This window comes from Streptomyces sp. NPDC057682, assembly GCF_042799575.1.
In the GTDB taxonomy this organism is placed as follows: domain Bacteria; phylum Actinomycetota; class Actinomycetes; order Streptomycetales; family Streptomycetaceae; genus Streptomyces.
In genome coordinates this window covers 117,718-130,020 of the sequence record NZ_JBHVIN010000002.1, presented here as the reverse complement: position 1 = coordinate 130,020, position 12,303 = coordinate 117,718, and the positions used below count along the sequence as shown (strand labels likewise).

Annotated in this window: 13 protein-coding genes; 7 read left to right on the top strand and 6 right to left on the bottom strand. The window is 73.6% G+C overall.

All coding sequences use genetic code 11. The annotated features are described in order from the left end of the window. The first annotated feature begins 16 nt into the window (after positions 1-16). From ACFVDM_RS03355 to ACFVDM_RS03345, 3 genes are all read left to right on the top strand, one after another. Positions 17-1,450: an HtaA domain-containing protein gene (locus ACFVDM_RS03355; RefSeq protein WP_383632447.1), complete on the top strand. Its 1,434-nt coding sequence runs from the start codon at positions 17-19 to the stop codon at positions 1,448-1,450. 107 nt (positions 1,451-1,557) lie between these two features. After that, a complete protein-coding gene (locus tag ACFVDM_RS03350; protein WP_383632444.1) occupies positions 1,558-3,105 on the top strand; it encodes an HtaA domain-containing protein in 1,548 nt (515 codons plus the stop codon). A 91-nt stretch (positions 3,106-3,196) separates the two neighbouring features. Further along, entirely contained in the window at positions 3,197-3,868 is a 672-nt protein-coding gene (locus tag ACFVDM_RS03345; protein ID WP_383632441.1) for a PhzF family phenazine biosynthesis protein, read from the top strand. 42 nt (positions 3,869-3,910) lie between these two features. Here ACFVDM_RS03345 and ACFVDM_RS03340 read toward each other — a convergent pair whose 3' ends face one another. Beyond that, a complete protein-coding gene (locus ACFVDM_RS03340; RefSeq protein ID WP_383632438.1) occupies positions 3,911-4,573 on the bottom strand; it encodes a heme oxygenase (biliverdin-producing) in 663 nt (220 codons plus the stop codon). 341 nt (positions 4,574-4,914) lie between these two features. After that, complete coding sequence (locus ACFVDM_RS03335) at positions 4,915-5,634, bottom strand: TetR/AcrR family transcriptional regulator (RefSeq protein WP_383632435.1); 720 nt, start codon at positions 5,632-5,634, stop codon at positions 4,915-4,917. Between the two features lie 141 nt (positions 5,635-5,775). Here ACFVDM_RS03335 and ACFVDM_RS03330 point away from each other — a divergent pair, with 141 nt between their 5' ends. Then, complete coding sequence (locus tag ACFVDM_RS03330) at positions 5,776-6,660, top strand: NAD(P)H-binding protein (protein WP_383632432.1); 885 nt, start codon at positions 5,776-5,778, stop codon at positions 6,658-6,660. A gap of 15 nt (positions 6,661-6,675) precedes the next feature. Here the strand turns inward: ACFVDM_RS03330 and map are convergent, their stop codons facing one another. Next, positions 6,676-7,533, bottom strand: a complete 858-nt coding sequence (gene map, locus ACFVDM_RS03325; RefSeq protein ID WP_383632429.1) for a type I methionyl aminopeptidase — start codon at positions 7,531-7,533, stop codon at positions 6,676-6,678. Between the two features lie 58 nt (positions 7,534-7,591). Between map and ACFVDM_RS03320 the strand changes: the two genes are divergently transcribed. Then, on the top strand, positions 7,592-7,825 hold the full coding sequence (locus ACFVDM_RS03320) for a hypothetical protein (RefSeq protein WP_383632426.1): 234 nt from the start codon (positions 7,592-7,594) through the stop codon (positions 7,823-7,825). 146 nt (positions 7,826-7,971) lie between these two features. Here ACFVDM_RS03320 and ACFVDM_RS03315 read toward each other — a convergent pair whose 3' ends face one another. Next, a complete protein-coding gene (locus ACFVDM_RS03315; protein ID WP_383633500.1) occupies positions 7,972-9,261 on the bottom strand; it encodes an MFS transporter in 1,290 nt (429 codons plus the stop codon). A 267-nt stretch (positions 9,262-9,528) separates the two neighbouring features. Beyond that, positions 9,529-10,131, bottom strand: coding sequence for a hypothetical protein (locus ACFVDM_RS03310; RefSeq protein ID WP_383632423.1), 603 nt, complete (start codon positions 10,129-10,131; stop codon positions 9,529-9,531). 140 nt (positions 10,132-10,271) lie between these two features. Here ACFVDM_RS03310 and npdG point away from each other — a divergent pair, with 140 nt between their 5' ends. Both npdG and ACFVDM_RS03300 read left to right on the top strand, forming a co-directional pair. Then, positions 10,272-10,982: an NADPH-dependent F420 reductase gene (npdG, locus tag ACFVDM_RS03305; RefSeq protein WP_383632420.1), complete on the top strand. Its 711-nt coding sequence runs from the start codon at positions 10,272-10,274 to the stop codon at positions 10,980-10,982. Between the two features lie 85 nt (positions 10,983-11,067). Further along, the gene (locus ACFVDM_RS03300) at positions 11,068-11,244 is read left to right on the top strand and encodes a hypothetical protein (protein ID WP_383632417.1); all 177 of its coding nucleotides are present in this window, start codon (positions 11,068-11,070) and stop codon (positions 11,242-11,244) included. Positions 11,245-11,341: 97 nt separating this feature from the next. On the opposite strand, the gene ACFVDM_RS03295 is transcribed toward ACFVDM_RS03300, so the two are convergent. Continuing rightward, entirely contained in the window at positions 11,342-12,139 is a 798-nt protein-coding gene (locus tag ACFVDM_RS03295; protein WP_383632414.1) for a site-2 protease family protein, read from the bottom strand. Positions 12,140-12,303: the final 164 nt, after the last annotated feature.

The window sequence follows — 12,303 nt, the reverse complement described above, 5'->3', positions numbered from 1 at the left end:
CCTCGGAGGGGTCCCCATGCCGTCGTTCCGTGCTGTCCGCGCCCTGGTGGTCGCGCTCGTGGGGGTGGTCGCCGGGGCCCTGCTCCCGGTCACGGCCGCGCACGCCGCGGCCCGTACGGTGCAGGGCGGGCGGCTGGACTGGGGCATCAAGTCCTCGTTCCAGAGCTATGTCACGGGCCCGATCGCGCAAGGCAGTTGGAGCCTGACGGGCGGGGCCGCCACGGTCGGCGCCGACCGGTTCCGCTTCCACTCGGCGACCGGTTCCTACGATCCGGCGAGCGGCGCGTTCCGCTCCGGCTTCTCGGGCGGCGTCCACTTCACGGGCCACCGCAAGCCGGACGGCTCGTACGAACTCGACCTCACGATCAGCCGTCCCACCGTCCGCATCCAGGGCGGCAGCGGCACGATCCACGCCGATATGACGAGCAGGGACCGGGGGACCGGGCGGGTCACCTCCGCCGCCCAGGTCCCGCTCGCCACGCTCTCGCTGGGCGGCATCGACATGCGGGGCGGCTCCACACCCGTCGCCCTCACCCACGTCCCGGCGACGCTGACCGCGCGGGGCGCCCAGGCCTTCGCCGGCTACTACACGGCCGGGACGCCGCTGGACCCGGTCAGCCTCTCGGTGGACACCACGGGCCCGGCCGCGAAGCCGTCCCCGTCCTCCTCACCCTCCGGGAAGGGCGCGAGCGCCGCGCCGAGGAAGACCGCCGCGGCCGGCCGCATCGAGGACGCCGCCGTCGACTGGGGCGTACGCCGCACCTACCGCGAGTACGTCACCGGCTCGATCGGACAGGGGAAGTGGACGCTGTCCGGCGGTGCCCAGGACGGCGGCGCGCTCTTCCGCTTCCCGAAGGGCACTGGTACGTACGACCCCGCGAGGAAAACCCTGGCGGCGGACTTCGCGGGCGGCGTCCGCTTCACCGGGGCGGGCGGCCTCGATCTGACGCTGTCCCGGTTCACGGTCGCCGTGAAGGCGGGCCGGGGCACGCTGAGCGCGGACGTCCGCACCGACGACGCCACCAGCAGGGCCGTCCCGCTGGTCACCTTCACCGCCGAGGACTTCGTCCCGAAGAACGGGCTCGCCGTCCTCACCGAGGCCCCGGCCACCCTGACCTCCGGCGGGGCCAAGGCCTTCGGCTCGCTCTACACGGCGGGCACCGCCATGGACCCGGTCTCCCTGGCCGTGGCCGTCGAGGCCTCGGCGAAGCTGCCCGCCCTCCCCGATCTGGGCAGCGAGCCGGCCCCCTCGGCCGAGCCCGGCACCGCGGCCCCCGCGAGCACCGCCCCGGCCGCGGCCGCCGCGCCCGACGAGGGCTCCCGCACCGGGCTGTACGCGGTCCTCGGCGGCGCCGGAGTCCTGGCCGCCGTCGCGGCCGGGGTGCTCGCCCTGGTCCGCCGCAACCGCCCCACCGCAGACCCCACGACCCCCACACCCCCGGGTTCCTGACCCTCTCCATACCTCGTGACTCCGTCACATCCCGTGACTCCGTCACATCCCCATCCCCGTATCCCCATCCCCCGATACCTGTTCCACCCCTGAGGAGACCCCCGACCATGGCAGCCACCCGCCGCCCCATCACCCTCGCCGCAGCCGTCGCGACCGCCGCCACCCTCGGCGCCGTCTTCGCCCTGCCGGCACTCGCCGCCGCTCCGTCGTCCACGCAGGAGGCCGCAGCCGCCTCCACGATGGAGCTGAAGGACGGCACGCTGGACTGGGGCTTCAAGGAGTCCTTCCGCAAGTACATCGGCGCCGCCGGCACCATCACGGTCAAGGACGGCGCCACCCAGGCCGCCTCCAACGGCGTCTTCACCTTCGGCAACGGCAAGGGCACCTACGACCTCACCACCCACGGCACCGACACCGCCTTCGACGGCAGCGTCAACTTCTCGGCCCACGGCGGCGTCCTCGACATCACGCTCTCCGACCTCAAGCTCTCCACCAGCGGCACCGGCGGCGCGATCACCGCCGATGTGGCGACCCCGCAGGGCACCGCGAACGACGTGGCCGTCGCCGACCTCGACCTCTCGGCCGTCCGTCCGGGCCAGGGCACGGGCGGGGCGATGGTCTTCAAGGACATCCCCGCCACGCTCACCAAGGCGGGCTCCGAGGCCTTCAACGGCCAGTACAAGGAAGGGGAGGTGCTCGACCCCGCCACGCTCACCGTCACGGCGGTCAAGGCCCCGACCGAGCCGACGGAGAAGCCGACCACGAAGCCCACCGATCCGACCACGAAGCCCACCACGAAGCCGACGGAGAAGCCCACCACCGAGCCGACCGGGTCCACCCCGAAGCCCACCTCGACGAGCACCGCCACGGCCACCGGCCGCCCCGCCTCCCAGGGCGAGATCGTCGACGGCACCCTGGACTGGGGTGTGAAGTCCTCCTTCCGCTCGTACGTCACGGGCCCCATCGCGCACGGCCGCGTCGAGACGACCGCCGGAGCCACCGCGACCGGACAGGGCTACCGCTTCCCCGACGCCACCGGTCGGTTCGACGCCGGGAAGCAGACCCTCACGGCCTCCTTCGACGGAAAGGTCCGCTTCCTCGGCCACGAGGAGAACGGCAGCTACGCCCTCGACCTCGCGCTGACCGGACTGGAGATCCGGGCCGAGGGCACCAAGGGCCGCCTCGTCGCCGATGTCACGGCGAAGGACCGGGCCACCGGCAAGACGTCCACGTACACCGCGCTGACCGTCGCCGACCTCAGGCTGCCCGCCGGCGGACTCACCGCGAAGAACGGCGTGGTGACCCTCTCGGCCGTGCCCGCCACCCTCACCGCCGACGGCGCGGCCAAGGTGTTCGGCGGGATGTACAAGGCGGGCGAGCAGCTCGACGCGCTGACCGTCGCGGTCGCCCTCGACAAGGACGCGACCCTGCCGTCCACCGGCGGCTCCACAGGCGGCTCCACGGGCGGGACGACCACGAACTCCGGTTCGTCCACCGGCGGCACCGTGGGCGGCGCGGGTACGGTCGGCGGCTCCGGGGCCCTCGCCTCCACCGGCTCGGACCTCCCGGCCGGCGCCCTGTTCGCCGCCTCGGGCGTCATCGTGGCGGCCGGTGCCGGAGCGGTCGTCGTCGCGCGCCGCCGCCGTACCGTCTGACGCGTCCGGCCCGTCTCCCCACGCGGAGCGACCCGTCCGGGCACCGGTCCTCAGGAGGAACCGGTGCCCGGACGGGTGCTTGAATGCGGACGTGAACCACTACGACGTACCCGCCGGCACCGATGTGCTGCGCGTGTTCTGCGGCCCCGACGGACGGCACGGCAACGCCCTCGGCGTCGTGCGCGACGGGCGCGGCTACCCCGATCAGGCCTCCCGGCAGCAGCTCGCCCGGCAACTCGGCTTCAGCGAGACGGTGTTCGTGGACGACCCGGAGCGCGGCGATCTGGACATCTACACCCCCGGTCTCCGGCTGCCCTTCGCCGGACATCCCGTGGTGGGAGCGGCCTGGCTGCTCGATCTGGAGATCCTGGAACTGGGGGTGGGGGAGGTGTTCGCCCGCCACGACGGGGAGTTCACCTGGATCACCGCCCGCCCCGAGTGGGCACCCCCGCGCCGGCTGGAGCGGTACGCCTCGGCCGCCGAGGTCGACGCGCTGCCGGCCCCGCCGCCGGGCGAGGGCTGGCTGTACGCCTGGGCGTGGGAGGACGAGGCGGCGGGCCGGGTGCGGGCTCGGGCGTTCCCCCGTAGGGATGACGGAATCGCGGAGGACGAAGCGACGGGAGCCGCGGCCCTGTTGCTGAGCGCGGAACTCGGTCGCGCGCTCAACATCGCACAGGGCCGCGGCTCCCAGATCCTCACCGCACCGGCACCGGACGGCACGGTGGAGATCGGCGGCAGGGTGGTACTGGCCCACCACGGCTGATCGATCGGGTCCCGGTCCGGGCGGCCCGGACCGGGACCCGGCCTAGGCGGCGCGGAAGGCCTCGCCCAGCTCCCGGAACACGGCGGTGTTCAGCGCGAACGCGCGCTTGCACTCGTCCACGATCCGCTGCTTCTCCAGATTGTCCGCGTCGACCGCGTCGAGCAGTTCGCGGTAGTCGCGCTTGAAGGCGGCGGGGTTGGTTATTTCCTCGAACACGTAGAACCGCACCCCGTCGCCCTTGCGCGTAAAGCCCCAGGTCCGTTCCGCCTTGTCCCGGATGATCTGACCGCCCGACAGGTCGCCCAGGTAGCGGGTGTAGTGGTGGGCTATGTACCCGGCCGGCCAGGTGCGCGCGCACTCGGCGACCCGGGCGGCGTACGTGGCGGTGGCCGGCAGCGGCTCCAGGCCCTCGCGCCAGTCCGCGCCCCGCAGATGGGCGAGGTCGCGCTCCAACTCGGCGGTGCGCATCAGCTCCGGCCGGACGAAGGGCCCGGCGACCGGGTCACCGGCCAGCTCCCCGGCCCCCTCCTCCAGCGCCCGGTACACGAACCACAGTTGCTCGGTGTAGCGGGTGTACGCGTCCACCCCGAGCCGCCCGCCGAGCAGGTCGCCCATGAAGGTCGTGGTCTCCGCCTCGGTGTGCTGCTCGTGCGACGCGGTACGGATCAGCGTCGAGAAGGGCGTGACGGTAGCGGTTGCGTCCAAGGCGGGCCTCCGGGGCCGAAGGGGACGGGAAGTCCAGAAAGAGTGGGATATGTCGGCCCGTCGCGCGGGACTCCCGCGACGCCTGCCGGTGCGTCGATCTTCCTACTTAGGCTTACCTAAGTCAACTGCTTGCCGACGTGCTGTCGGGAAAAGCTGTCGGGAAAAGCGGACGCGCGGCGGCGCGGTCCTTCCGCCTGTTTCGTCTCGCCGGGCGCTCGTGCCGGGTGGTGGTGCGGGGCCTGCTGCCGGGTGGTTGCGTCGGGTGGTTTCGGTAGGCGGCGGTCGGCAGGCGACAGGCGACAGGCGGCAGGCGGCAGGCGGCGGTCGGCAGGCGTCCGGTGTCAGCCGGTCTCGTCGGGGGTGGCCGAGATGCGGTCGAGCAGTTCGGTGAGCAGGGCGCGTTCGCCGGCGGTCAGTGCGCCGGTACGGGGGAGCAGGGCGTGCAGGGCGACGGCCGCGGCGGCGGGTCCGGGGGGAGGGGAGACGGGGGCCTCGGTGGTGATCGCGGAGATGACCGCCTCCCTGGCCAGACGGGACACGCTCAGGTCCCGGTCGTCCTCGGGGGTGGCGATGAGGGCGAGGGTGGTGCCGCCGCCCACGGCGTGCACCAGGTGCGTGGCGCGCGCCTCGTCGATCCGCAGGCGTCCGGCCTCGGCGATCCGGTGGATGTGGGCGCCGAGGATCTCCAGCGCGGCCGTGGCGGCGGTGGAGGGGGTGCCGGGGCTGGGCTGGGCGTACATCAGGGTGTACAGGGCCGGATTGGCCAGCCCGAACTCGGTGTTGAAGTCCCACCCTCTGCGCAGGTCCTCCACCGGGTCGCCGGTCGTTTCCAGCGCGGCCTTCTCGTCGACATGGCTCGCGAACCCGTGGGCGGCGACGGCGTCGAGCAGGCCCTGCTTGTCGCCGAAGAGCCGGTAGATGGTGGGCGCCTGGACGCCGGCCGCGGCGCTGACGGCGCGCGTCGACACCGCCTCGCGCCCCTCCTCCGCCAGCAGCCGGGTGGCGGAGGCGATGATCCGTTGGCGGTTGCTCTCGGCGGGGGCGGGGCGCTCGGTCTCCATGGTTTCCGATGATAACGGAACGCTGTTAGCGCCTTGCGGTATCGGTGTTAGCGTGCAATCGTTAACGGTGGAAACGGCGGGTCGTCGGCGACGACGGGCGTGCCGTGCCGCACCACAGCCCTGCGCATTTCGGAGGCACCCGTGATCGTTCTCACCGCTCCCACCGGCCGGATCGGCCGCCAAGTGCTCGGCCTGCTGCTCGACGAGGGCCGGAAGGTACGGGTGATTGCCCGCGACCCCGACCGTCTCGCCCCGGAGGCGCGTGAGCGCGTGGAGATCGTCCGGGGCTCCCACCGGGACCCGGCGGTGCTGGGGGAGGCGTTCGAAGGCGCCGGCAGTGTGCTCTGGCTGGTCCCGCCGGACCCGGGCGCCGGCGACATCCGGGAGCACTACCTCGGCTTCACCCGCCCGGCCTGCGCGGCTCTGACGGACCGGGGGGTCCGGCGCGTCGTCGGGGTCAGCAGCCTGGGTCGGGCATACGGGGCGCCCGCCGGGCAGTTGTCGGCCGCGTTCGCGATGGACGAGGCGATCGAGGCGACCGGGGTGGACTACCGGTCCCTGGCCATGCCGTTCTTCATGGAGAACCTGCTCCACCAGGCGGACGCGCTCAGGGCGCGGGGCGTGCTCTCCCTGCCGGTCGCCGCCGACCGGGCGCTGCCGCTCGTCGCCACCCGCGACATCGCCGCCGTGGCCGCCCGCCTCCTCGCCGACGACTCCTGGAGCGGGCAGGAGACGGTCCCGCTGATAGGCCCGGACTCCCTCACCCCCGACGGCATGGCGGAGGTGCTGTCGGAGGTCCTGGAGCGCCCGGTCCGCTTCGAGCGGCCGGACGCCGAGGAGTACCGCGCGACGCTGACGCGGTACGGGATGAACCCCGCCTGGGCCCAGGGGCTGCTCGACATGGCGGCCGCGCAGGACGACGGCATCTACGCGCCCGGCTGGCGGACCCTGACCGCCCCGGCCCCCACCGGCTTCCGCCAGTGGTGCCGGGAGGTGCTGACAGCCGCGCCGGCGCCCCGGCCGTGATCCGGCGGACGGGCCCTACGGAAGCGTGAGGATGTCCGCGCCCGTCTCCGTCACGACCATGGTGTGCTCGAACTGGGCGGTGCGCTTGCGGTCCTTCGTCACCACGGTCCAGCCGTCGTCCCACATGTCGTAGTCGTGCGTCCCGAGCGTCAGCATCGGCTCGATGGTGAACGTCATGCCGGGCCGCATCACGGTGGTGGCGTGCGGGCTGTCGTAGTGCGGGATGATCAGCCCGGAGTGGAACGAGGAGTTGATCCCGTGCCCGGTGAAGTCCCGCACCACGCCGTAGCCGAAGCGCTTCGCGTACGACTCGATGACACGGCCGATCACATTGATCTGCCGGCCCGGACGCACCGCCTTGATCGCCCGGTTCAGCGCCTCCTCGGTGCGCTCCACGAGCAGGCGCGACTCCTCGTCGACGTCGCCGCAGAGATAGGTGGCGTTGTTGTCGCCGTGCACCCCGTTCAGGTACGCGGTCACGTCGAGGTTCACGATGTCCCCGTCGCGCAGCACCGTGGAGTCCGGAATCCCGTGGCAGATCACCTCGTTGACCGAGGTGCACAGCGACTTGGGGAAGCCCCGGTAGCCCAGGGTCGACGGGTACGCGCCGTGGTCGCACATGAACTCGTGGGCGACGCGGTCGAGTTCGTCCGTCGTGACGCCCGGGGCGATGTGCTTGGCCGCCTCGGCCATGGCCTGGGCGGCGATCCGCCCGGCGACGCGCATGCGCTCGACGGTGTCGGCGTCCTGGACCTCGGGGCCGGTGTACGGCGTCGGGGCCGGCTTGCCCACATACTCGGGGCGCCGGATGTTTCCGGGCACGGAACGGACGGGAGTGAGCTCCCCCGGCACAAGCAGCGACTGACCAGACATGCCAGCGAGTCTAACCAGCGCGCCTGGGGCAGCATGGCACAGAGGAAAGGAGCACGGGATGGCCCTGTTCAAGAAGCGCACGGTCGGCAAGCCGGGCGAGTGGTTCTACTGCCTGGAGCACAAGAAGGTCGAGGAGGGCCCGGAGTGCCCCGCCAAGGACCGCTTCGGCCCGTACGCCACCCGCGAGGAGGCCCAGCACGCCATGGACATCGCCCGGGAGCGGAACCTGGAGTGGGAGAACGACCCCAAGTGGCACGACCGCCAGGGCCCGGACGAGGACGCGGCCGGCTGAGCCCCCGCGCCGGGACCGCGGGCCCGGGGCCGGCGCCCCGGGCAGCCGCCACCGCACCCGCCCCGCCCGCTCAGGCCCCGCCCACTCCTGCCTGCCGCGCCCGCTCCGGCCGTACTCGCCCTGCCCGCTCCGGCTGCTCCGCCCGCTCAGGCCGCTCCGCTCGCTCCGGCCGCACCCAGGGCCTCCTGGCTGCGCGCCCGTCGGCGCAGCGCGTCCTCGTCCGTCTCCGCGTCGTAGGTCAGGAGCTTCGGCAGGGTGGCCGCCAGCAGGGCCACCGAGGCGACACAGGCCACGCCCCCGCTCCAGATCGCGGCCCGGGTCCCCGTCCAGCCCGCCATGGCCCCGGCCCGGACCTGGCCCAGCTGCGGGCCGACGCTGTACGACAGCACCTCGATGCCCGCGAGCCGCCCCCGCAGCTCCTCCGGGATCGTCTGGTTCCAGATCGTGGACCGGCCCAGCCCGCTGAGCATGTCCCCCGCCCCGGCCACGGCCAGGCAGACCAGCACCAGCCAGACGTTGCCGAACCAGCCCGCCGCCGCGATCGCCAGCCCCCAGACGGCCGCGCCGAACAGCACGAAGAGCCCGTGCCTGCGTACCCGGGCGGTCCAGCCGCTGGTCAGCCCCAGCAGCAGCGAGCCCACCGAGCCCGCCGCGTACATCAGCCCGAGCGCCCAGTCCGCGTCGAGGTCGTCGGCGAGGAACGGGAAGATCGTGTTCGGGAACGCGAAGAACATCGCCGCCATGTCGATCGCGTACGTCCCCAGCAGCACCGGCCTGCTCCAGGCGTAGCGGGCCCCTTCGGCTATCCCGCGCAGGGAGGGCTTCGTGCCCTTCTCGGCGGGCGGCGCGGGCGCGAGCCGCCGGCACATCAGGACGGAGACGGCGAAGGTGGTCACGGTCACCGCGTACGCCGTGGCGTGCCCCGCGTAGGCCACCACCAGACCGGCCAGCGCCGGGCCCATGATCGCGCCGGCCTGCCAGCGCAGCGAGTTCAGCGCGGCGGCGGCGCCCAGCTGGTCGTGCGGCACGATGCGGGCCATCAGCGAGTCGAGCGCGGGCCGCTGGAGCCCGGCGAGGGCCGAGACCCCGCCGGCCACGACGTAGAGCGGCCACAGCAGCGGATCCGGCAGACAGGCGTTGACCAGCAGGATCAGCGCCAGCAGCCCCAGTCCCGCCTCGGTGGCCAGGATGACCTTGCGCCGGTCCACCGCGTCCGCGAGCGCCCCGCCGTACAGCCCGAAGACGACCAGCGGCACCAGTTCGACCGCGCCCATCGCGCCGACGGCCAGCGGGGAGCCGGTCAGCTCCTTGATCTGGAGCGGCAGCGCGATCAGCGCCATGAAACTGCCGAAGTACGTGACGAGCCCCTGCACCCACAGGAGGCGGAAGTCCGCCGACGAACGCCAGGGCGAGAGATCGGGCAGCAGCGCGGTGATCCGGGCCGCCAGGGAGGGGCGGTCGGCGGGGGAGGTGCGGGAGGTCACGAGGAGACATGGTCCGTCCCGGTCCGTGTCCTGCGCAAACAGATATCGGCCGGGGTGGATGGGGTGGCCGGGGTAGCGGGAGTGGCCGGGGTGGCGGAAGCGGCGGAGGGGGGCGGGAGCGGCCGGGACGGCTGGGGTGGCCGGGGCAGGCATCTATCGGCGGGGGCGGTCGGGGCCCGCACCCGTCGGCCGGGGCGGCCGACAGGTGCGGGCCGCCGCTCACCACCGGGCCGGCGGTGGTGCGGTCAGCTGGTCGGCGAGCCGGGACAGCCGGTCCCGGAAGCGGCGCCGGCCGCGTGGCACCGGCACCCCGTTCTCCCCGGCCGCCGCGCTCACCAGATGCTGGACCGTGTCCAGGTCCACGTCCTCGCCGTCCGCCACGGACAGCGCCTCGTGGGCGAGCCCGCGCACCTCCGGATCGCCGTTGTCCAGCGAGAGCACCGTCGCCCCGGCCCGGCGGGCGTCGTGCACCCGCTCCAGCAGCCCCGCCCCCGGCCGCTCCGGCACCACCACGAGCAGCGTCTCGCCCCGCCCGGCCGCCTCGATTCGGCCGAGCCCCACGGACAGATGCGCCGGATCCCCGGGCTCCACCCGGTGGCGCACCAACGTCGGCGTCAGCTCCGGCAGCCCGGACCAGGTCGACTCGTCGACCAGATGGGCGGCCAGATGCCACGGCTCGTACTCCTCGGTCCCCACCAGCAGCAGCCCGCCGCCGTGCGGCACCACACAGGACCGCAGCGTCCCCCCGAACCGCCGGGTGGCCGCCGGCCACTGGGTCCCCGCCAGCACTTCGCGCAGCAGCGCCACTCGTACGGCATCCATGGCCCGGCATCATGCAGGGCCGCCGCGCCCGGCACCGGCGAACAGCACCGGATCACCCGAACGGGTCCATGGGGCACCCCCGTCCCACTGGACGGCCGGGGCCGCCGCCCGGTCCGGTACCTGGCAGTAGTGTCGGGGCCATGACTACGAATGACAGCGGCAGCGCGCCCAAGCCCCCCGCCAAGGACCCCTGGGACCTCCCCGACGTCTCCGGCCTGACGGTCGGCGTGCTCGGCGGAACCGGGCCGCAGGGCCGGGGGCTCGCCTACCGGTTCGCCCGCGCCGGACAGCGCGTGATCATCGGCTCCCGCGCCGCCGACCGGGCCGAGGCCGCCGCCGCCGAACTGGGCCACGGGGTGCGCGGCACCGACAACGCCTCCTGCGCCCGGGAGAGCGACATCGTGATCGTCGCCGTCCCCTGGGACGGCCACGCCAAGACGCTGGAGTCCCTGCGCGAGGAACTGGCCGGCAAGCTCGTCGTCGACTGCGTCAACCCGCTCGGCTTCGACAAGAAGGGCGCCTACGCCCTCAAGCCCGAGGAGGGCAGCGCCGCCGAGCAGGCCGCCGCCCTGCTGCCCGACTCCCGCGTCACCGCCGCCTTCCACCATCTGTCCGCGGTGCTCCTCCAGGACGAGTCGATCGAGGAGATCGACACCGACGTCCTGGTCCTCGGCGAGGTCCGCGCCGACACCGACACCGTCCAGGCCCTGGCCGCCCGCATCCCCGGGATGCGCGGCATCTTCGCCGGCCGGCTGCGCAACGCCCACCAGGTCGAATCGCTGGTCGCCAACCTGATCTCGGTCAACCGCCGCTACAAGGCCCACGCCGGACTGCGCACCACCGACGTCTGAGCCGGCCCCGCACCCCGCTCACGGCGTCCGGGGGCATGGGGGACACTGGACGGGACCGCGCAGCACCCCCGACAGGAGCCACCCCATGCCCCGCCTCGCCCTCTACGCACTCGCCGTCTGCGTCCTCGCCGTCGTCGCGGCCGTGATCGCCTTCGTCCAGGGCAGCTGGCTCCTCGGCGTCGTCTGGGTGCTCCTCGTCGGGCTCTCGTCCAACATGGCCTGGTACTACGTGCGACGCCGGAACACCGCCCAGGACGCCTGACCGCCGCTCGGCGCGGGACTCAGTCGCCGGGCCGGGACTCAACCGCCCGGCGCGGGGCTCGGTCGCCCGGCGCGGGGCCCAGCCGCCGGCGCGGGGCTCAGCCGGCCACCGCGCACCCCGGATCGCCCGTCTGCCAGAACCGGTAGGCGTCCAGACCGCAGTACGTCTCCGTGCCGCTGACGCCCAGCCCCCGCAGGATCGCGTCGACCCCGTCGAAGAAGGCCGCGTTGACCTCGGGGATCCACAGCAGGCCGAAGACCGCGATCAGCCCGTACGGGGCGAAGGGCTCCACCGAGCGGCGCAGCCGGTGCGACAGCCACGGCTCGACCACCCCGTAGCCGTCCAGCCCCGGCACCGGGACCGAGTTCAGGATCGCCGCCGTCACCTGGAGCAGCGCCAGGAAGCCCAGCGCGTACCGGAAGGGACGCGGCACCCCGTCCAGCGCGTCCAGCCAGAACGGCGCCGTGCACACCACCGCGAACAGCACATTGGTCAGCGGACCCGCCGCCGAGATCAGACTGTGCCGCCAGCGGCCCCGGATCCGGCCCCGCTCGATGAAGACCGCCCCGCCCGGCAGCCCGATCCCGCCCATGATCACGAAGAGCACCGGCAGGACGATGCTCAGCAGGGCGTGTGTGTACTTCAGCGGGTTCAGCGTCAGATAGCCCTTCGCGCCGATGGAGATGTCCCCGCTGTGCAGGGCCGTCCTGGCGTGCGCGTACTCGTGCAGACAGAGCGAGACCACCCATGCCCCGGTGACGAACAGGAAGGTCGCGAAGCCCGGCTGCTCGGCGAAATCCGTCCACACCGCCCAGCCGGAGACCGCCGTCACGGCGGCGATACCGAGGAAGACCGGGCTGATGCGCCGGTCGCTGCGGGCTGTCGTGGAGGTCATCAGCAGGCTCCCGGGGGCGGTGGGACGGTCCTGGGGCCGGTCCGGAGTTCCCCGTCCGCTCGGCGGGCGGACGACGCGGAACTCCGGACCGGACCCAGCGGTCGGGCGGCGCGCCCCGACCGTACAGGCGACACGCGGAAAACGTCTCGCGCCGGGCGGGGAGT